Below are 21354 nucleotides of genomic sequence, written 5' to 3'. Positions count from 1 at the left end.
CATGAAGGATCTCTTTTCAGGAGGCAGACCACATTGATTAATCGTCAACGTTGCCGCGGTATTTGGGTTTCGTGAGTAAGCATGCCCTAACGTACAACAAGCATCGCTTTCCAATCTCTATCGTGGCTTGAGCATTCTGGCTGTATTTCCGCTTCAACCACAGTCTGCGTGAAGTTGAGGAAATGATCCTTGAGCGTGGCTTGTGGTTTCTTACGAAACAATCCGTCGATGGTGTCGGCCGCATGATACGCTGCTCACTACGCAATTGCGCCGCAAGACGCCTTCGGCCAGTGATGTCTGGCATCTCGATGAGGTCGTTGTTCGCATCGGTAGCAAGAAATGCTGACTATGGCGCGCGGTTGATCAATATGGCTACGTGCTGGATGAAATTGTTCAATCCCGTCGCAACACCAAAGCAGCAAAGCGTTTACTGGTTAGGCTTTTGAAGAAGCAAGGACATGTACCAAAGCGTATGGTCACTGACAAGCTTCGATCCTACGGCGCGGCTAAGCGTCAGATTATACCTCATGTCGATTATCGCTCACACAACGGACTGAACAATCGAGCCAAGAATTCGAACTTGCCGTTTCGGAAACGAGAGCGAACTCGCCACGGGTTTCAGTCGATCGGATCATTGCAACATTTCGTGTCAATCTTTTCAGCCACCCGAAACCATTTCGTTCCTGCAAGTTTTAACCTCTCTGCTGACCAGATCCGAATGCATCGCCAGAACACTCTCGATGAATGGAGAGCTGCGTCGCTCAAACTTGCCTGAAATTCACTCTGTGACTTCAACACGCCGGCGCATCAAACAATGTGACAGCACTATCGTATAAGCAACCAGAAATCACGGCATCGGTTGTCCTTCCTCAGCAATGCACGTTGTCAGTTTAGCTTTGCTGCGGGAATTGAAACCTCGTCGATCCTGGCCAAGCGATGGCGTAGCGCATGCCTTTGCATCGGGGTTTCTGCTCGATCGAACAATGAGCCAACGGATTATGGCGGGGGCTCTCTGATCCGGCAAAGATCGTTCGGGCTTTAAAATAACTGAGCGGCTGCCCCCTCTCGCCGCCGGAAAGTACCCCCTCCCCTCGCCCATCCCACCAAGGCAGTGCGATAATCTGTTCACAAACGGACTTCGCCATTTCGCGCGACGCGCAGCGTAGTAATCTTTTGGCGAGCCATTAGACGCACCAGCATTAGAATTCAAACGACGTGACATTCCACCGCGTTTCTGGTTCAGCAGAGCATTTCCGGTGGGTCTGACCAAAATTTCAAGCAGCATAGCATGCGAAACAGGATTGTGTGCTTACTTTCATCACCGTGACGTTAACCATACGGACGTATACCTATCGATAATTTATGGCGTAGTCACGGTGAAGTGTTAGGCTCAAGTTAGCTCTCTTACCGTGGTGTGGCGATCAGATGCCCGGTCGTGGGTTGTTGTATCACGTCCATGGCAATACCGTAGATTTCTTCCAGCCGTTTCGGAACCATGATACCAGCCGGATTCGCGTTTGCGATCAGTCTGCCTCCGTGCAGAGCAAAGACATTATCGCTGAAACGCGCCGCCATGTTCACGTCGTGCAGCACTACAAAAACGCTGAGGTTCTTTTCCTGCGAAAGCTTGCGCACGAGCGACAGCACCTCGATCTGGTGCGCGATGTCGAGAGCGGAGGTCGGCTCGTCAAGCAGTAGACATTCAGCATCCTGCGCCACCAGCATGGCAAGCCAGACACGCTGGCGCTCACCGCCGGAGAGAGTGTCCACCAACCGGTCTGCGAACGGCGTTATCCCCGTCAGTTCAATGGCTTCCTCAACCTTACCGTGATCGTGGGCGCTAAAGCGTCCAAGCGCACCATGCCAGGGATATCGTCCAAGCGCGACCAGTTCCTTCACCAACATGCCGGACGCAGCAGCGGTATATTGCGGCAAATAGGCGAGCTTCCGGGCAAACTCACGGTCGCCCCATTTCTCCAGCGTCTTGCCGGCAAACCGCACGACGCCGCCGGAGGCAGGCTGCTGACGTGCGAGGATTTTCAGAAGAGTGGACTTTCCCGATCCATTGTGGCCGATGAGCGCGGTGACACTCGCTGACGGAATGGCCATTGTCAGCGGCTGCAAAAGAGTGCGTCCAGCAACCGAAAAACTCACATTCTCAAGCTCGAACAACGCGGACGTCATCTCATATTCCACTTCAGGATCGCAAGGATTGCTAACGTAGTTTTTCGCTGGTTGATAGCAAAACATGACTAATATATACATGTTAAATTGGTTTATGCGGAGAAAATGCATTGGGTTTCCATCCGAATATGAAAAGCCGCATTGCAGACGTCAGATTGCTTGACGATCTTCGCTATCGCGTGTGGGATGGCGCCATTGCCGATGTCTGGTCCGTCTATTGCGGCCCTCAGGCGCAAGGCGAATACATCTCGCAGGCACCACGTCTTTTTCTTGTGCTCGAAAACCTGGGGGAACTGGCGATCCAGCAGGAACCGAGCCCATCGTCACGTACCTTGCCAGTAGAACGGCAAAGCCTTTGCTATATCCCCGCCGGGATGCTCATAAGCAGCCGCGTCATGCGTCCGGGGAAGCTCAAACACCTTGATCTGCATCTGGACATGAGTGTTCTTCAAAGGCGCTTCGGCGGCGCGCTCGACCGGAAGATCGTTGAGCAGCCGCGTCTCTTTTTTTCAAATTCAAAGATCGAGCAGATTGGCGCCTTGCTGGCCGAAGAATGCCAGTCGCAAACGCCCTTGCACGATCTTTATGGTGAGGGACTATTGAATGCGCTTATCGCTGAACTGTTTCAGTCCAGCCACGAACAACGCCCGCGCAACAGCCAACTGTCGCAGTGGCAATTGCGGCGGGTGACGGAATTTATTGAAGACAATTATTCGCGGGTCATCCGGCTTCACGAACTGGCTTCGCTTGCCGATCTTTCCGAATCCTATTTCTGTAGCGCGTTTAAAGCATCAACGGGAATTTCTCCCCATGCGTGGCAAATGCAGAAGCGTATCGAACGGGCCCAGGCCCTGTTGATGCAACGACGCGTTTCTCTGCCGCACGTGGCGGCGGTGACCGGCTTTTCAGATCAAGCGCATTTCACGCGGGTTTTCAAAAAACTGGCTGGCATTACCCCGGCGGCCTGGATGCGCCAGCAGCGGCAATAGAGCTGGCAGCGCGGCTGCGTGCGCTTATCTCTTATATTGGCAGAATATCGTTCAATTTAGCGAAATATCCGACAATCTTCCTATAAAAACATGATGTAAGCACTCATGTTAACAGGTCGCTATTTGCGGCATTTTTTCATCGCACCCGCTTCTGTTTGGGAATTTCTAAAGACCGAAGCAGGCGCTTATTGGATAGTCGGGGTCTCGAGCTTTATGTCATCTTCCCGTTTGACGCCTTTGTTGCAACCAAGACTTCTGACGCTTCTCGCCAGCGGAGCCATGCTTGCCATCGTTCCGGCCCAGGCACAGGATGCAGGTTCATCAATTCAGCTCGACACCGTGGTCGTGCAGGGTGGCGCTGCGCGGCGACAGGCCGACGGCGTTGCTCCGGTCAAGGGTTTTGTGCCGGAGGCGACGACTACCGGCTCCAAGGATGCCGTTCCCATCGAAAAGATTCCGCAATCCGTGTCAGTCGTCGGCCGCGACCAGATAGACGCCACGGGCGCGCAAAAGGCCGATGAAGCCCTTCGCTACACGGCGGGCGTGTTCGCCCAGCCTTTCGGCGTGGATAGCGATACAGACTGGATCTATATTCGTGGCTTCGATGCCACTGCCAGTGGCATCTACCTCGACGGGTTGCAGAATTTCAGTTACGGCTTTGGCGGCTTTCTCACCGACAGTTTCGGGCTGGAACGCATCGAAGTCCTGAAAGGTGCGTCCTCGGCGCTCTATGGCGGTGCCAATGCAGGCGGCATCATCAACTATATCAGCAAACGCCCAACTGGCGAACGTGTTCGCTATCTCGAAGCGGGCATCAATACCTACGGTAACGGCTATCTCGGCTTCGACATCGGAGACAAAGCCAGTGAGACGATCAACTATCGTGTCAACGGCAAGATTCAAGGTGGTAACAACTATACCGATTTCTCCAAGGAGTTTCGCGGCGTCATATCACCAAGCATCCAGTACAAGCCGGATGAATCGACATCGCTGACTATTCTTGCCAATTACACCCATCTCGATATGACGCATGACGGTGCAGGATTCCTGCCCTATTTCGGTACCGTCGTTCCCACTGAGTTCGGCAAGATCTCTCGTAAAGTCAATTATACCGAACCGGATCTCGATTCCTATGATCGTGAGCAGGCGTCAATCGGTTATGAATTCGAACACCAGTTCGACAACGACTGGACCGTACGCCAGAATGTCCGCTACGGCTTCGCCCACGTGAAAGAGCATAGCCTTTATGCCTTTGGCTATGAAGGCTATCTGGCACAGCCAGAACCGGGCAATCCGAATATTGCCCGTATCAACTTCAAGCACGATACCACGGTCAACACATTCCTCGCCGACAACCAGCTTGAGGGCAAGGTCACAACCGGCGCAGTCGACCATAATTTGCTGCTGGGCGTAGAATATAAATACTTCCGCATCGACCAGATGCAGCAGACAGGCGCAGCCACAGTCATCGATGGCTACAATCCCGTCTACGGTCAGCCGCAAGGGCCGATGTATGATCCCTATATCGACCAGGATCTCAAGCGCTACCAGATCGGGGCCTATGTACAGGACCGCATGGAATTTGGCGATGGCTGGATTGTGACCCTCAACGGTCGCTATGATTATGTCAGTACAGACGCCGATGGACTTCCCAGCTTCACCAATCACGATGGGCGCATGTCGGGTCGCGCTGGTATCGGCTATGAGTTCGACAACGGCGTGACGCCCTATGTAAGCGCGTCAACCTTCTTCAATCCACTTATCGCCACACTCGGCGACAGCAGCTTCGCCAAGCCGGAAACCGGCGTGCAATACGAAGCCGGAGTTAAATACAAGCCGGACTTCTTCGATGGTCTGATCACGGCTTCGTTCTTTGACCTGACCAAAGAGAACGTTCTGACGGGTCCCACTTTTGCCTATGAGCAGCTCGGCAAAGTCAATTCGCGCGGTATCGAACTGGAAATGCAGGCAAACATTGCCGAAGACTGGAAGGTGACCGCAGCTTTCACGGCCTATGATCTCAAGATCAAGGAAAACGCTTCGAACGAAGCCCTGATCGGCAATCGGCCCTATTTGCTGCCAGAACAGCAAGCCTCCCTCTTTGTGGAATACAAGGTGCCGCAAGGCGTTCTGCAGGGCCTGACACTGGGTGGAGGCGTGCGCTATATCGGCTCGTCTTTTGCGGATGAGGAAAACACGCTCAAGGTTCCCGCCGTTGCGCTTGCCGATTTGAAACTCGGCTACGAAAAGGATAATTGGGGTGTCGATCTCAACGTTACCAACCTTTTCGACAAGGATTATGTGTCGGGATGCCAGGGCGTCTACACCTGCGGTTACGGCGAAGGCCGCAAAGCGCTGCTCAAGATCCACACCAAGTGGTGAGAAGCCGGTCATGCGATAAGGAGCCGGGCGGCAGCGCGCTTGCCCGGCCAGCTAGAGCATTTCCTGTTTTGATTGAATCATCGGAAATACTCTATCTGTTTGTTTTTACGCATGTCTTCGTCCCAAAACCGGTTCCCGCTTGTGGGAGACATGCTCTGACATGATGATCACGGTTTTGAACCGCAGGAATTTTCTTGCTTATGCTGGCGCTATACTTATGGCAGCCACGATACGTCCCGCACGCGCCAGCACTCCGCGTTTCGCTGTCATCGACTGGGCGATGCTGGAAACGGCCCTTGCCATTGGCGCGGTGCCGGAAGCAGCGACCGAACTTGTGCAATATCGAAAGATGGCGCTAGAGCCGCAACCGCCCGCATCGGTTGTCGATCTCGGCTTGCGCGGCGCGCCCAATCTGGAACTCCTGCATATCATTGCGCCGGAGCTGATCGTGTCGTCCAGTTTCTATGAATATCAGCGCGCATCCTTCGAACGTGTCGCACCCGTCTTCTCAATGCCTGTATTCACACCAGGTCAATCCCCGTTGCCGCTTTTGCAAGATGCAACACTGCATCTTGGACGCAGGCTTGGCCGTGAACCCGAAGCACAAGCCCTGATCACAAGCTGCGAAGAGGAAAGCGCCGAGGCGCGCCGCCGTTTTTCCGGTTTGTCCAACCGAAAAATCTTTCTCATCAGCCTTGGCGATAGCCGTCATTTTCGCGCCTTCGGCTCCGATAGCCTTTTCGGCAATATGCTGCAGCAGCTTGATCTTGAGAATGCATGGTCAGGGAGTACGGATTATTCCGCCGCAGCCCCGGTCGGACTGGAGCAACTCGTCCGCGAGCCTGAAGCTTCCATTATCGTTATCGGTCCAACCGACACTGAAACCTTGATGCGCCTTCCACAAAATGCGCTTTGGAATGCGCTTCCCGCCGTTCGCGACAACCGGGTTATATATCTGCCAGCTCTCGACCATTTCGGCGGATTGCCGACTGCGCGTCAGTTTCTTCGCCTTCTGACACAATACTGGCCGGAACATGCGCGTGGCTAAACCTTCGGACAAATATCTCGGCGCAAATGCATTCATTTTCTGGGGAATGCTCGCCTGCCTCGCGGCCATTCTCTCCGCCTGCCAATTCGGCCGCGCGATCAACAGCGTGACGGCTGCAAGCGATGCGACGATGCTTAACCACATCATTGCCTTCGACGTGGTCTTGCCTCGCCAAGCCATGGCGCTGATCTGCGGAGCGGGATTGGGCGTTTCCGGACTGTTGCTGCAACAGGTCCTGCGCAATGCACTTGCCGAACCTTCTACACTCGGCATTGCGGCGGGCGCCCAACTCGCCATGACGGTGGGGATAGTTTACCTGCCCGCCGCTTATATCGCCCGCGAATGGCTGGCGCTTGCAGGCGGGCTTGCCTCTGTCACCCTGGTGCTGGCGCTCAACTGGAAGCGCACGCTTGAACCGGCCTCGGTAATCCTGTGCGGCATGATCGTATCATTGACCGCCACAGCCGCAAGCACCGCGCTCATACTGGCCAATGGCGAATATGTGTTCTCGCTCTTCGTCTGGGGCGGCGGATCACTGGAACAGCAGAGCTGGGAACCTGTCCTGTCACTCGGTCCAAGGGTGCTGGTAGCGACTGGTCTGTCCTTCGTTCTGCTGCGCCCGCTGACGCTACTATCCCTCGACAATACGAACGCGAAAAGCCTCGGCCTGTCGCTGGCCACAAGCCGTCTGATCGTCATCGCCATCGCCGTCTGGCTCGCCTCAAGCATCACGGCGGAAGTCGGCATCTTGGGTTTCGTAGGCCTGATCGCACCCGCACTGGCGCAGCTTTCCGGAGCACGCCGCTTCAAAGCAAAGCTTCTTGCAGCACCCGCCATCGGCGCGATCCTGCTCTGGCTTACCGACGGCCTGGTGGTTCTGGTGCAGGACGTTTCCGGCGACCGATTGCCAACGGGAGCGGCAACCGCACTTCTCGGTGGGCCGTTGCTTCTGTGGATGCTACCGCGCCTGCGCATCTTCGAATGGCCTTCCGGCACGCCGGAGCAAAGTGTTGCGCGCCGAAAACATCCGGCATTGTTCTTGCTCGTTCTCGCCTCTCTCATCATCGTCGCAATCGCAGTTGCGCTTTGGCTTGGCAGGGGACCAGACGGCTGGACCATAGCCAGCGGACCGCAATTTCACGCGCTTTTGCAATTCCGCGCACCGCGCCTGATGCTGGCGGCCCTTTCCGGTGCGATGCTGGCCTTGGCTGGAGCCGTTCTCCAACGTATGACCGGCAATCCATTGGCAAGCCCGGAAGTATTGGGGGTTGGTCTTGGCGCGGGTGCGGGTCTCGCCGTAGTCCTGCTCGTTTCAGGCACGGCCAGCCTATATGCCCAATGGACAGGTGCTGCGGTCGGCGCAATGCTGGCACTCGTTTTCATTCTCACTATTGCCACGCGCAGCGGCTTCGGTGCAGGCAAGCTGCTGCTCGCCGGTGTCGGCCTTGGCGCAATGGTCAGTTCCATCCTCACCGCCATCATAGCCACCGGCTCGCCGCAGGCTTTCGTTTTACTGAGCTGGCTGAGCGGCACGGGAACACAAGTCGCTTCGGCGCAACTGTGGATCGCCGGAATGGCGCTTGTGACAAGCGCCACAATCTTGTTCGGGCTGTCACGCTGGCTCGATCTATTACCGCTTGGCAATGTGGCCATGCAGAGCCTCGGCCTGCCTGTTGTCAGCTCGCGGCTGGTCATTGTACTGATCTCGGCACTCCTTACCGCGATCGCCTCCATGATGATCGGCCCGCTCAGTTTCATTGGCCTGATTGCCCCGCATCTCGCCCGTAATTTCGGGCTTCATACGCCGAGACGTTTTCTGCTGGCTTCCATGATGATCGGGGCTTTCCTGATGATCTTGACCGATTGGCTGGCCCGTATGGCAGCGTTCCCATACAATCTTCCGCTTGGACTTTTTGCTTCCCTGATCGGCGGAATATGTCTCGTCTACGTGCTTTCAAGACGATAAACGGTCTGGCGTTTCGGGCCGGCTCCAACATTGAGCCCCAGCCTATCTTTGATTGATCGCCCCCCGGATTAGAGCAGATCCAGTTAAAATGGAGTCGCTGGAACCGCTCTATCTGTTTGTTTTTACGCATGTCTTCGTCCCAAAACCGGTTCCAGCTTTTGGGAGACATGCTCTGGTTTTCAGATCACCAATCATCAGATCGATTTCGATAGCAGGCGAAGAAAAAAGCCGCCGCCGATAAGAGAAGCAAGCAGGCCTGCAGACATGGGCCACGGATAAGCGAGATTGCGCCCGAGCCAATCTGCAAAAACGAGCAGCAATGCGCCGAGCAGAGCGCTGGCCAGAAGGCGCATCGTCACGCTTCTGAACCCAAGCAGTGCTGCAAAATGCGGCACCATGAGACCAATGAAACTGACAGGCCCGACAGTGATTGTTGCCGCCGTTGTTCCAACACCTGCGAGCGCAAGAAGGATCGCACGGCTTGACGAGACTTTGAGGCCGACAGAGCGCACCGTCACATCGCCCAACGGAAAGATGTCGAGCGGTCGTCGGAAAAGAAGGGCTGCAAGCAGAACGATAATCGCGCAGATGCAAACCAAAGCCGCGTCATTCCAGCCGATATTGCCCATCGAACCGGAAAACCAGTTCAGGAGGCCTGCCACACGCGGATTGCCGCTGGCAAGAAGCAGGATCATCAGAGCATGGAACATGCTTCCCAGGCCGACGCCGACAAGAAGAACGCGCTCAGGCTGGAACGCCATGCGCCAGCCGATCCCGGCAATGGCGCTGAGCACCACCAAAGCGCCGACAGTCGCAACCACAAGCTTGGAAAGGCCGCTTGCATCGCCAATGAAGAGCACTGCGATTGCAAGCCCGAAGCCCGCACCATAACCAATGCCGAGCAAGTCAGGGCTGGCCATCGGGTTTCTGAGTGTACCCTGCAGAACAAGGCCCGCAACCGCAAGACATATGCCAGCACCTGCTGCTGTAAAAATACGTGGCACACGCCACCATGTTACGACCTCTGATGCGCCCAAACTCCAGCCTTCAGGTGTTTTCGACACCAGCACCGATATGAACATGCAAAAGGCAAGAGCGCATGAAAGCGCTAAAAGCAGCCGCAATGGCTTCTGGAGCCTCTTTCCAGTCGAGGTGACTTCTTGCGTTGACGGAACACTGGGCAGGCGAACGCGACTTGCCAGAACGACGAGAATTGGCCCCGTGAAAAGGCCCGCAGCAGCACCTGCGGGAATATTGCCGACGAAAGGCGCTATGGCCCGCAATAACTGATCGATACCGACCAGCAGCAACGCGCCAAGCAAGGTCGACCACAAGAGCCTGCGGCCATCCTGTCCAGGCGCGAAGCCACGCGCCAGATTGGGGGCGGCAAGTCCGATCATACCGATCAGGCCAAGACTGCTGGTAACAACCGCAGCAATGGCCGCCGTAGCAGCAAGCAGAACCAGCCGCATCATTGCTGGCGAAATGCCAAGCCCCTTCGCCTGATTATCGCCAAGCGAAAGAAGGCTGAGCGGCCGTTGCAGAATGAAGATAAGTGCTGCAAGCGGCAGGAGACGCGGGAGAAGATAAAGACAGACTTCCCAGCCCCCCTGCTGCAGAGAACCGGCCTGCCACGTCAACAGGTTAATGAGGTAATCATGATTGAAAAGTACGAGCAGGCTGAAGATTGCATTGCAATAAAGTCCGACCATCAAGCCGGCCAGCACCACAGTTGTCGATGAAAACCGTCCGCGAGAGGCGATAAACAGCGAAAGGCTGAGTGCCAGTCCAGCACCGATGAGCGCGATGGCTTCGTTGCCTGCAATCCATAGGCCGGGTGCGAAAACCAGCGTGAAAGCAAGTGCGATCTGCGCGCCGGAAGCAACACCCAGAAGTCCGGGTTCAGCCAGCGGATTGCGCAGAACGGTTTGAAACACCGCGCCGCCAAGTCCGAGCGCACCGCCGACGAGCAGGCCAACCGCAAGACGCGGCAGAAAGCTGTAATAGCCGATCACATGGCGCGGATCGTCCGGATTGGGAGCCGTCACGATGCGCAGCCATTCGGCAGGCGAAGCAATGCTGAAAAAGCCCTGAACAATGAGCAACAAGACAAATGCGACCGACAAGGCCAGCATGGCCCAGCGCAGCGGGGAATGTCGCGTGTGGCCGCAAGTTGCTTCAAGGCCGCTCACGCCATGTTCTCCAATGCCGAGGCGATGAGATCCGCCAGATGGGCCGCAGAAGGTACGCCGCCAAAAGGATGGAATTGATTGAGCCATGCCACGCGCCCGTTGCGCACCGGTGTCAGCAACTTCCACATCGTGTTCTGCTGTAAGGAGCGTTCGGTCTGAACCCGCTGCGAGGGAATATCCACGACGAGAAACGCCGCCTCAGCGCTTTCCACCAACCGATCAAGCCCGACACGCGCCATGCCGGTTCCATTCACCGGGCCTTTCCAGACATTGGAAAGTCTAAGTTTCTGCAACACAGCATCGGGCAGCGTACCTTCGCCATACATGGTCATTTCACGCCCGCCGATATCAGGCAGCATGATACCCACCGCATAATTATGCTTTGAGACAGTCTCACGCGCCTTTGCAAAGCGGCTTTCCGCGTCTTCAACCACAGAAGACGGTACGGCAGGCGAAACACCGCACAAATCCGCGACACGATTCAGTATCTCTATCGCCAGCCCATATCGTTCGACATTCGGCGTTGTGATGCTCGGCACCAGCTCGACGCGCGCAACATCCGCGATGCGCGGCGTCATCACGAGATTATAATCCGTTGCGATGACAAAATCGGGCTTCAGCGCTGCAAGTGCTTCAAGATTGATCTCCCAGAACGGCCCGACATCAACGACCGTTTCCGGCAAAACCGGTGCTGCCATGCGCTGACGATAGAATGCTGTATCGGAAAGCCCTACAGGAATAATCCCAAATGAAAGCATGGCTTCTGTCGCTGCCCAGTCGATCGCCACCACACGCGGAGCAGGTGTGGCGGCGGCCGAACCAAAGCCGGAAAGCCCCGCGCAAAGCGCGAGGCCAGACCCCAGCATCATCTGGCGACGTGTCAGCAAAGCGCTCGCCTTAGAAACTGACCTTCACACGGCCTATGACCGAGCGACGATCGCCCTCGTAGCAGCTGAAAGCATCTTCACAGGTGGTGAAATACTTCTTGTCGAAGAGGTTCGTGGCATTCACCTGGAAGGTCATGTCCTTGTACTTGTAGCTCACGCCCGCATCGACGAGTGTTCGACCATCGACCTTGATCGTATTGGCTTTGTCACCATAGCTCGCCCCCACATAGCGCACGCCGCTGCCAAGGCTGAGGCCTTCAAGCATACCGCTGTTGAACGTGTAGTTGAGCCATGCCGAAGCCTGATGTTCCGGCACCATCGTCACCTGCTTGCCAACAAAGGCCGCGGCATCCTCGGTGATTTCCGCCTTGGTATAGGTGTAGGAACCGACGAAATCCCAGCCATAGCTCAGATCGACCTTGCCTTCGAGTTCCAGCCCGCGCGAATGCACCTCGCCCGTTGCCTGTGGCCCATCAATATAGCTGTAGGAAACGACATTCGATTTCACGATGTCGAACCACGCGAGCGTAAACAGCGCGTCGATTTCCTTTGGCTGATATTTGACACCGACTTCCCACTGACGACCTTCCGACGGATCGAAAGTGTTGCCACTATTATCCGTGCCGAGATTGGGCGCGAAGGATTCCGAGTAGCTGACATAGGGAGCAATACCCCACGGTGTCACATAGGTGACACCTGCGCGGCCGCTGAATTTCCCGATACTTTGATCTGTATCACTGGAATCGAGACGATTATGACTATTGAGGTCCAGCCAGTCGTAGCGCCCGCCCAGAGTGACGATCCAGTTATCATTGAATTTGATCTGATCCTGCACATAAAGCCCGGTCTGATTGTATTTCTGGCGATAGCTTTGCGTTACCGTCGTCGGAACAGAAATCGGAATGCCATAAGACGGATTGAACGGGTTCAGCGTCGGGGCCGGATCACGATACTGCGTCACATCGGAATCCGAATAGGAGTAATCAAGACCGAACAGTGCCTGATGGGAGATGTTGCCGGTTTCAAATTCCGCAATGGCCTGATTGTCGACCACCAGCCCGCTCATATTCTCATCGAAGCGACGCGCCTGACGTGTGATTCCGGTCGGCCCGAGCCCAAGTGCCAGCACATTGTCGAGCAGGAAGCTGACCTGTCCGTAGCGAAGGTTCTGCTTCACCGTCCAGGTGTCGTTGATATGATGTTCAAACTCATAGCCGATGCTGCCCTGTTTCTGGACGCTGCGGTTGAAATCCGGATCACCAACCAGAATATTGGGGTAATTCGGATAAAGGCTGCTGATCGTGGCAGGCAACACGCTGCCACCGCTATCATCACGCAGCAACTGGCCCGAAACCGTCAGCGACGTATCCGCATCGGGTGCCCAGGTGAGCGAGGGTGCGATCATGTAGCGATCGTCTTTGACCTCGTCGCCATTGGAATATTCGAACTGCGTGTTGCCTTTGCGAACCACGCCGATGAGACGATAAAGCAGCGTCTTGTCTTCATTGACCGGCCCGGTCAGATCCACGCCAATCTGCTTGCGATTGAAACTACCATATTCAACCGATGCTTCGTGAGACGCTTCAGCCTGCGGCTTCTTGGTTACGCGATTGACCAGACCGCCGGCATCGCTCTGTCCATAAAGCGACGATACAGGACCGCGCAGCACTTCAATGGAGTCCAGCTCGTATGGATCGGTACGGAAGAAGGTGTAGGAATTGGAGAGCTGGCGCAGGCCGTTCTGATAGGAACTGGTTGACTGTGCGTTGAAACCGCGCATGAAAATCCAGTCATAGCCTTTTGGATCCGGACCGTAGGTTTCGATGCTCACCCCAGGCACATAACGCAGCATTTCCGTGACGCTTTGCGCATTCTGCATCTCGATCTGCTTGCGGCTGACAACAGATACCGACTGCGGCACCTCGATAAGGGGCGTATTGGTCTTGGTGGCCCCGCCCGAACTTTCAACGACGACACTTCTCGACGTGTCGCTGCCGGTATTGCCTTCAACAGTAATCGTATCGAGGAGCAAAGCCCCTTCAGGGACAGTTGCGCCAGCATTGACTGATTGCTGCGCCGATATTGTGACAGTATTGCCGCGCAGGCTATATGTGAGGCCAGAACCGGAAAGAATACGGCCCAGTGCTTCCGAACGTGTCAGCGAACCTTGCGCGCCGCCTGAGTTCTTGCCGCGCACAATATTTGCATCAAAGAAGAGCTGGACGCCGGTTTTGTTCGAGTATTGCACCAGCGCTTTGGACAATGGCTGTGCTGCAATATCATACGATGTGCGCTGCACCTGGCTGTTTGCTGCAGCTTGTGCCCAGACAACGCTCGACGCAAATGCGGCAACCGCAACCAGCGCACTCGCCGCAAGCAAATGCGCTGACAGCCCGCTTTTAAGAAAAGCCCGCGAACCTTGGCCACGACCGGTCTTAATTCGGCTCTTCATATCGACGCGCATAGTTTAATCCCCGATGTCTGACACCCCTGCTTTTGGCAGGATTTTCCTGTTACCTCATGGCCGCCTCGCAGCCCCTCAGTGGAATAGACACCTCGGAAACGCGATCTGATGATCGGCATCGTAAAAAATTCTGATTTTTTTAATCCAGTTATTATCGCCGTGTAACGACCGTGACCCAGCCAGAGCCGTTCAGAACCCTGACTGGCAAGGTTTCGGCAATGGTTGCAAGGGCGGCTTCAGCATCGCGCGTATCGAAAATGGCGGTGACTGGCATATTGCCGACTTCTGTGTCGGTAAGGAAAATCCTGCCTCGACGATAACGTTCGAGTTCGTTGAGGACACGGCGGAGCGGAACATCCTCAAAGATAACCCTGTCGTTGCGCCATGCTTCCACCGTCTGCTGGTCGGCGCGTTGAGGCAAAGCCGCTTCATCGCTCCCATAAGTTATCTGCCACCCCTCATCGAGGCGCACCGGCTCACTTTGACCAAAAGCCACGGAGACCGCGTGCTCGACAACTGACACAGTGACCGCGTGATCTACCAGTTTCACGTCAAAAGCAGTCCCGAGCGCGGTGATCGTACCGCCATTGGCGCCAACCACAAATTGGCGCGACGGATCGGACGCGACCTGAAAGAACCCTTGGCCCCCATGGAGCACAAGGTTGCGGCTAATATCCGAAAAATCGACGGAAAGAGCAGAATAGCTGCCAAGCTCCACAGTGCTTCCATCGGCAAGCGTAAAGCTGCGGCGTTCTCCGACACCCGTTTGATAAGTCGCAAACAGGCCGGGACGCGACATGAGATAGGCGCCGGGAACAAGAACAAGAGCCGCAAGACCGCCCAATACGCCGCGCCGACCCACACGACTGCCCAATTTGTGGCCGGATTGACGAAAGCGATCAAATTCAGGCTTAACCGCATCAAAGCGTTGCCACAGCGTTTGCGCACGCTCATAGGCCACCCGATGCGCAGGGTCCGATGCGATCCAGGCTGAAAAGGCACGCCTGTCATCAGCGCTGACGGTTTTGTCCTGTAAAAGGACAAACCATTCCAACGCTTTCATGTAAACCGGATCGGTTTCAAACTCCTTCATGCGCGTTCCAACGGTCCCGCTGTCGATTATTCTGAAAGCCGCCTGTCGAGTTCAGCCAGGGCGGACACGATCTGCGTTATAACTGTATTTCGGGAAATGCCCATACGCTCGGCGACGTCATCATAACTCAGCCCTTCGATCCTGTTGAGAACGAAGGCTTCGCGTCGGCGCGGCGGAAGCTGCGCAATGGAATGCAAGAGACGATGAAGCTCGCTGCGATAAAGCACCGTCATTTCGGGCGATGGTCCTGTATCGGCAAAGCGCTCCGGCTCATCGACCTCGACTTCGACCTCTGCCCTGCGGCGGGCATCGCGCAAGTGATTAAGCGCAAGATTGCGCGCTGTGCGCTTCACATAAGCCGGACCGGGTGCCTGTGACGTATCTTCATAGCGGGAAAGCAGGTTCAGGAAGGCTTGTTGAACGACATCTTCAGCCGTGGCGGTGTTTCCGACAATACGACGCACAAAAGCCCGCAGGCCAATCTGCTCGCTTTCATAGAGTTCTGTCAGATCCCACAATCGGGAAGTCATTCCTTCGCGCGCTCCAGACAAGACACAGGCTGCGGCATCCGCGAACTCGCAGAAGCTCTCTCACGCCATAGAGGTCCGAAAAATATCGCGCAATCACAATGATTTAGAAGAGTTCCAGGCAGGGAAAATAAACATGTATAAACTACTCATCTTTTATCGTTTGAAAACATTGACTTCGGCAGGGACCACACTTCGACCTACAGGAGAATTGAGCAGAACACTTCGTTGCCTGAATGTGCCTAAAATATCACATTAATTGTCCAGGCGGTATTGCCAGATTATTGAAAGCGATATGCTATGTGGTCCAAACTGGGGGCGCAGCACACTGCAGCACTACTAGGTAGCTTGGACGAATTTGTTGACGTATTTAGCGGACTTGATTCAAGACTGCTTTTTGGAAGCAGATATGAGCCGAGGCGATCTGAGTCAGTCAGCATGGCGTGTCTTGAAGGATCTACTTCCAATTGAAGCCGTCATCCGGAGCAAAACTGCATGACGGACGTCCGATTGGTCTGGCTACCGTCAATAGTAATCTTCTCTGGCCTGTCATGCTGGGCCAGAGCCTTGCTGATAAAGCGTTTAGCAGCTTTCAAGTAGCGATTTCTGCTGAACATGAACGCGAATGTATCGCCTTTGCGATCGATGACACGATACAGATAAAGCCATTCGCCTTTGTTTATATAGGTCTCACCTGGATTCCATTTGCGTGTGACCGGATGCGTAAGCAGCAAGGCAGTTTCGGCGCGACGACGCCGCTTTCACTCAAACAACAGTTCACGGCTCTTGCAGCACAAATGCGCCCAGAGTTAAGGTTCGCTCCAACCCGAAATAATTTTCGCAACAGAACCGTTTAGATTGCTAGTCAAGAATCTTGCTTGTCGCGAGAAAGAAATTTCAACGGCGTTCGCGGCCCGATCGAATATCGAGAAAGTCTTGGCATTGTGCCGTAAAACCAGTCCACGTTTTTATCCGTCCCCCTTACCGGGTCAGTTTCCAGCGAAAATCAACAAACTAGTTGAACTGTCCAGCCAAAAGGGGAGCACTCAAGGTCGTGATCACGCAGATTTGAATTTGCTCAGAGAGCCATAGCTAAAAGACACTTGTTTTTATTTTCACGTCAGCCTTATCCTACCCTTAATATGAGCTAGCTCATTAAACACTAGGCATCCTTCGTGACAGACACCCGTATTCTTGGCTTCCTCCTCCATGATGTGGCCAGGCTCCTCCGCAAACGTTTCGAACAACGCGCGCGAGAAAAAGGCCTCACACGTACGCAGTGGCACACGCTGGCTATTCTTTCCAAAAATGACGGCATCAAACAGCGTTGTCTGGCTGAGGAGCTCGAAATCGAGCCGATAACACTCACGCGTATACTGGACAGACTGGTCGATCAGGGACTTGTCGAACGGCGCTCCCATCCGACAGACCGCCGCGCTTTTCTCATTCACATCTGCGACGCCGCTCTGCCACTTTTGAACAATATGCGCGAACTGGGAGCCCTCACTCGGCAGGAAGCATTAGAGGATATTTCGCAAGAAAAGCAGGAGCAGTTGATCCAGGTGCTCCAATCGATGAAAGAAAATCTCGCCCGCGCGTGCCGAACTCCAATCATCCAAGAAGACATAAGCGATGACTGATACTTCGAATATCTTAAAACACCCCTCCGCTGAGCCCGCCCGGTCCGAACTGCCGCAGGATGCCAGCGCGGAAAAGGCAACGCCTGCGGCACAAGAATCGGTATTGGTGTCTGGTTCCCCAACACCGGCCGACTACAGACGTCGCAGGTTGAAACACCGCCGCCTGTTGTTTTCGCTATTGCCATTGGCGCTCGTCGTTGGCGGTTACTTTTATGTGACTGGCGGACGCTATATGTCCACCGACAATGCCTATGTTCAGGCCGATATACTAGGCGTTTCAACCGATGTTTCAGGGCTGGTCGCATCCATCAATGTGCACGAAAATGAGACTGTGAAGGCAGGACAGGTTCTGTTCACACTAAAGCCTGCTCCCTTCCGCATCGCGCTTGAAGGCGCACAAGCCGAGCTTGGGCAGGTTCACAATCAAATTATGACTTTGAAAGCCAGCTATCAGCAGGCACTAGCCGAAATTCAACAGGCCGAAGCCGATCTTCCCTATTACGAAGCGAGCTATACACGGCAGCAAAATCTGGTCGCAACGCGGACAGCCTCACAAGCCGTACTGGACCAAGCCAAACACGATCTCGATGCCTCTCGGCAAAAGGTAACCGTTGCAAGGGCTCAGGCGCAATCCGCTCTGGCTCAACTCGGAGGAGATGCCAGCCAGCCGATAGAACAGAACCCCCTCTTCCTGCAAGCGAAAGCCAAGGTCGATGATGCGCAACGCCGGCTGGACGATTCCGTCGTCCGCGCGCCCTTCAACGGCGTCGTCACGAATGTGAATTCCTTGCAGATCGGTTCATATCTGGAGGCGTCGCAACAGGCCTTCTCGCTGGTATCCACTGATCACCTATGGATATTGGCGAACCCCAAGGAGACCGAATTGACGCACATCGAACCTGGTCAGGAAGCCACAATCTCGGTCGATACATATCCGGATGTGGAATGGAAAGGGAACGTCACCAGCATCAGTCCGGCATCCGGAGCCAGTTTCGCGCTTCTACCATCGCAAAGTACATCCGGCAATTGGGTCAAAGTCGTCCAACGCATTCCAATGCGTGTGAGCATCACCGACACTAGCGGCAAGCCGCCGCTGCGCGCAGGCATGAGTGTCGATGTCGAGATCAACACCGGACGGGCACGCGGCTTGCCGAACTTCATAGCCAGATTGTTTGGCAGTACCGAACATGTCTAGCATTGCCGTTTCACAGACCCCGATGATTGCTCATCGGGGTGCGATTACGGCATGTGTGATCCTCGCCGTCATCATGCAGGCACTGGACACGACTATCGCCAATGTCGCGCTTCCCTATATTCAGGGCAGCGTTTCGGCAAGCGCCGACCAGATCAATTGGGTGCTTACTTCCTATATCGTTGCCGCAGCCATCATGACGCCCCCCTCCGGCTTCCTCGCGGCCAAGTTCGGACGTAAACGGGTGCTTCTGGTGGCAATTGCCGGCTTCGTTCTTGCCTCCGTTCTCTGCGGTCTGGCACAATCTCTCACCCAGATCGTCGGATTCCGGCTGCTTCAAGGGCTGTTCGGTGCGGCACTCGTGCCGTTGTCACAAGGCATATTGCTCGACATTTATACCCTCGAGGAACGCGGATCAGCCATGGCGCTTTTCGGGGTGTCGGTGATGGTCGGTCCTGTCCTTGGACCGGTCATGGGTGGATGGTTGACTGACCATCTGAGCTGGCGCTGGGTTTTCTATATCAATGTGCCGATCGGCATGCTTGCCTTCGGTGGCGTCATGATCTTCGTTTCCGAAACGAAGATCGACCTGAAAGCCCGTCTGGACTGGACTGGCTTTGGTTTGCTCAGTCTCGCCATCGCTTCGCTGCAACTCTTCCTTGATCGAGGCGAACAACTGGATTGGTTTTCATCCGGGGAAATCATGGTCGAGGCTATCGTCTGCGCGGCGGCTCTCTATCTTCTGGTGGTGCATACGTTCACAACCGATAACTCTTTCGTCAAACCGCAGCTTTTCCTCGACAGGAATTTCTCAGTCAGCATGATTTTTATTTTTGTCATCGGTATCACTTATCTGGCGTCGCTGGCATTGATGACACCCTATCTCCAAACCCTTATGGGATATCCGGTAACAACCGCAGGCATCGTCATGGGGCCACGCGGTCTTGGTACCATGGCCTGCATGTTCATTGTCGGCAAGCTGATTGGTCGTGTCGATTCCCGTCTCCTACTGCTTATAGGATTGGCGCTGACCGCTTGGGCCATGTACGAGATGACGGGATGGACGCCTGACATATCGCAATGGACCATTGTCTGGGTTGGATTCGTTCAGGGTGCTGGGCTTGGTTTTCTGTTTGTTCCCCTCACCACAATGGCCTTTTCAACCTTGCCCGCCCATCTGCGCGGTGACGGCACGGGGCTTTACAACCTCTCACGTAACATTGGGTCAAGCGTGGGAATTGCGGTGGTATCAGCTCTTCTTACCGAAAATACCCAGATCAACCACGCGGACATCTCAGCCTATGTGACGCCTTTCAATCGTAATTTCGAAGCTCCGATCATCTCGCAATATCTCGATCCAGCACAGACCGCTGGCCGGACATTACTGGATAGCATGATAACCGAACAGGCAACCATCATCGCCTATATCGATGATTTCAAGCTGTTGATGGTGTTGTCGCTTTTCGCAATGCCGCTGGTATTGCTTTTGCGTAAGCCAAAAGTGCCTCAGGAGATCGACCACTCGATAGCAATGGAATAAGATCGACAGACAGGCTTGCGGGTTCCCGCCAGAATCCTGCCTTCGTATGAAAATACGCATAGGCGAAATTCGCTCCGCTTCTATTGATGGCTATTTAAGGAAACGGCGTGCAATGTCAAGATTCCAGCATTTGAAGAACAATTACATCGAGGGTTTGTCCGTTACGACCAACGGCCCGATACGTCGACACGCTACAATTGTGATTCAGGTTATAGAGCTTGTCCAGAAATTGGATTAACTCTGGGCTTGGGGCCATGGTGGTGCAATCTACCGGTGAATTAACTGAATAGCGAGTCTCGCGTTCAAGACTCGCTATTCCAGTTGTGTCGCACCTTCTCAATCTGTAAAGCCAAGATTTTTCATTACTTTGCGTAATGTGGAAACGCTTTGGTAGCCTGCCTCTACGCTTGCCACAGCCAGAGGAGTACCTTCAGCCCGGCGGCGCATGACATGAGATACGCGAAGGCGCTGTCGCCATTCGATGAAGCTCATGCCGGTTTCCTGGCGAAACTTGCGTGTCATCGTCCGACGGCTCATGCCCACTTCGTCGGCCCAATTATCAATTGTAAGGTCCAGCCCCGGATTGCCTAGAAGATTCCGGCAAAGTTTTCTCAGCTGTCTTTCCGCCGGAAGCGGCACGGTAAGCGGCTGCAAATCTGCGTCGCGGATTTCATCCAGAATAAGGGCGGAAAGATGCTGACCACGCCCGTTTTCGTCATAGAGAAGCGGCTCTTTGACAAGGGCCTGAATGCTGGCGTCGAGTAATGGTGAGACCTTGAGAATCCGTGTCTGCTCCCAGCATCCGCGCAATATGCCCTCTTCGATATAAACGGAGTGCATTTCGGTTTCACCGAACGTTTCCACCGCATGCGGCAAATCGGGTGCCAGCAGGACCGCATAGCCGCTGGGTAGCATGAAGGCGCCTTCTTCCGTCATCGCCGTCATATAGCCACTATTGCCGTAAAGTAACTGTCCGCGACGATGGCTGTGCCAGCCGAAGTTCATGCTGGTCTTATATTCGCGCCGCATTACCGCCAAAGGTCGTGCAACATCCTGATAATCGATGGCGTGTTTCGGTCGCATGCGAATTTCCATTTTGGCCCAATTTGACTGAAATTGTCATATTTGATGGAAATTGCAGAATTTCGACCCGATTGCAACGGAGATTGGCCTGACTCCATCAGGCTTCCTGAATATATTCAGCCGCACAACGCGTTGATAAACAGAAGCAAATTAGAATTATTCTGAAA

Annotated in this window: 14 protein-coding genes and 4 pseudogenes; 10 read left to right on the top strand and 8 right to left on the bottom strand. The window is 54.7% G+C overall.

Features of this window, described 5'->3' with window-relative positions:
* The first annotated feature begins 71 nt into the window (after window positions 1–71).
* Window positions 72–775, top strand: a pseudogene (locus F9K94_RS07780) (IS6 family transposase).
* Between the two features lie 629 nt (window positions 776–1404).
* Here F9K94_RS07780 and F9K94_RS07775 read toward each other — a convergent pair.
* Window positions 1405–2184, bottom strand: coding sequence for an ATP-binding cassette domain-containing protein (locus tag F9K94_RS07775; RefSeq protein WP_151644685.1), 780 nt, complete (start codon window positions 2182–2184; stop codon window positions 1405–1407).
* A 155-nt stretch (window positions 2185–2339) separates the two neighbouring features.
* Between F9K94_RS07775 and F9K94_RS07770 the strand changes: the two genes are divergently transcribed.
* The 4 genes from F9K94_RS07770 (at window position 2340) to fhuB (F9K94_RS07755) (ending at window position 8569) form a co-directional block, all read left to right on the top strand.
* Window positions 2340–3173, top strand: coding sequence for a helix-turn-helix transcriptional regulator (locus tag F9K94_RS07770; protein ID WP_235920590.1), 834 nt, complete (start codon window positions 2340–2342; stop codon window positions 3171–3173).
* Between the two features lie 213 nt (window positions 3174–3386).
* On the top strand, window positions 3387–5555 hold the full coding sequence (locus F9K94_RS07765) for a TonB-dependent siderophore receptor (RefSeq protein WP_151644681.1): 2169 nt from the start codon (window positions 3387–3389) through the stop codon (window positions 5553–5555).
* Between the two features lie 160 nt (window positions 5556–5715).
* The gene (locus tag F9K94_RS07760; protein ID WP_235920589.1) at window positions 5716–6603 is read left to right on the top strand and encodes an ABC transporter substrate-binding protein; all 888 of its coding nucleotides are present in this window, start codon (window positions 5716–5718) and stop codon (window positions 6601–6603) included.
* Window positions 6596–8569: a Fe(3+)-hydroxamate ABC transporter permease FhuB gene (gene fhuB / locus F9K94_RS07755; protein WP_235920588.1), complete on the top strand. Its 1974-nt coding sequence runs from the start codon at window positions 6596–6598 to the stop codon at window positions 8567–8569. Before F9K94_RS07760 ends, fhuB (F9K94_RS07755) begins: the two co-directional genes overlap by 8 nt.
* A 194-nt stretch (window positions 8570–8763) precedes the next feature.
* On the opposite strand, the gene fhuB (F9K94_RS07750) is transcribed toward fhuB (F9K94_RS07755), so the two are convergent.
* The 5 genes from fhuB (F9K94_RS07750) to F9K94_RS07730 all read right to left on the bottom strand — a co-directional run bounded on the left by fhuB (F9K94_RS07750) (window position 8764) and on the right by F9K94_RS07730 (window position 15735).
* Window positions 8764–10761, bottom strand: coding sequence for a Fe(3+)-hydroxamate ABC transporter permease FhuB (fhuB, locus tag F9K94_RS07750; protein ID WP_151644677.1), 1998 nt, complete (start codon window positions 10759–10761; stop codon window positions 8764–8766).
* On the bottom strand, window positions 10758–11648 hold the full coding sequence (locus tag F9K94_RS07745; RefSeq protein ID WP_235920587.1) for an ABC transporter substrate-binding protein: 891 nt from the start codon (window positions 11646–11648) through the stop codon (window positions 10758–10760). The genes fhuB (F9K94_RS07750) and F9K94_RS07745 overlap by 4 nt, the downstream gene beginning before the upstream one ends.
* A 10-nt stretch (window positions 11649–11658) precedes the next feature.
* Window positions 11659–14112, bottom strand: a complete 2454-nt coding sequence (locus F9K94_RS07740) for a TonB-dependent siderophore receptor (RefSeq protein WP_151644675.1) — start codon at window positions 14110–14112, stop codon at window positions 11659–11661.
* A gap of 151 nt (window positions 14113–14263) precedes the next feature.
* On the bottom strand, window positions 14264–15205 hold the full coding sequence (locus tag F9K94_RS07735) for a FecR family protein (protein ID WP_151644673.1): 942 nt from the start codon (window positions 15203–15205) through the stop codon (window positions 14264–14266).
* Window positions 15206–15231: 26 nt separating this feature from the next.
* A complete protein-coding gene (locus F9K94_RS07730; RefSeq protein ID WP_151644671.1) occupies window positions 15232–15735 on the bottom strand; it encodes an RNA polymerase sigma factor in 504 nt (167 codons plus the stop codon).
* A gap of 406 nt (window positions 15736–16141) precedes the next feature.
* Between F9K94_RS07730 and F9K94_RS25005 the strand changes: the two are divergent.
* Window positions 16142–16222: pseudogene (locus tag F9K94_RS25005) on the top strand (IS5 family transposase); the annotation flags it as partial.
* Window position 16223: 1 nt separating this feature from the next.
* Here F9K94_RS25005 and F9K94_RS07720 read toward each other — a convergent pair.
* Window positions 16224–16451 (bottom strand): annotated as a pseudogene (locus F9K94_RS07720) (DDE-type integrase/transposase/recombinase); the annotation flags it as partial.
* Between F9K94_RS07720 and F9K94_RS07715 the strand changes: the two are divergent.
* The 4 genes and pseudogenes from F9K94_RS07715 to F9K94_RS07700 form a co-directional block, all read left to right on the top strand.
* A pseudogene (locus F9K94_RS07715) lies at window positions 16452–16526 on the top strand (IS6 family transposase); the annotation flags it as partial.
* A 381-nt stretch (window positions 16527–16907) separates the two neighbouring features.
* Window positions 16908–17372, top strand: a complete 465-nt coding sequence (locus tag F9K94_RS07710; protein ID WP_151644668.1) for a MarR family winged helix-turn-helix transcriptional regulator — start codon at window positions 16908–16910, stop codon at window positions 17370–17372.
* Window positions 17365–18567 carry an HlyD family secretion protein gene (locus F9K94_RS07705; protein WP_151644666.1) on the top strand — a complete coding sequence of 401 codons (1203 nt, stop codon included), beginning with the start codon at window positions 17365–17367 and terminating at the stop codon, window positions 18565–18567. Before F9K94_RS07710 ends, F9K94_RS07705 begins: the two co-directional genes overlap by 8 nt.
* Window positions 18560–20104, top strand: coding sequence for a DHA2 family efflux MFS transporter permease subunit (locus F9K94_RS07700; protein WP_151644664.1), 1545 nt, complete (start codon window positions 18560–18562; stop codon window positions 20102–20104). Before F9K94_RS07705 ends, F9K94_RS07700 begins: the two co-directional genes overlap by 8 nt.
* Before the next feature lie 336 nt (window positions 20105–20440).
* Here the strand turns inward: F9K94_RS07700 and F9K94_RS07695 are convergent, their stop codons facing one another.
* A complete protein-coding gene (locus F9K94_RS07695) occupies window positions 20441–21187 on the bottom strand; it encodes an AraC family transcriptional regulator (RefSeq protein WP_151644662.1) in 747 nt (248 codons plus the stop codon).
* Between the last annotated feature and the right edge of the window lie 167 nt (window positions 21188–21354).

This window comes from Brucella tritici (genome assembly GCF_008932285.1).
Classification (GTDB): Bacteria; Pseudomonadota; Alphaproteobacteria; order Rhizobiales; family Rhizobiaceae; genus Brucella; species Brucella tritici.
Note: the sequence above shows the minus strand (reverse complement) of the source record. Positions and strands in the feature narration are given on the sequence as shown.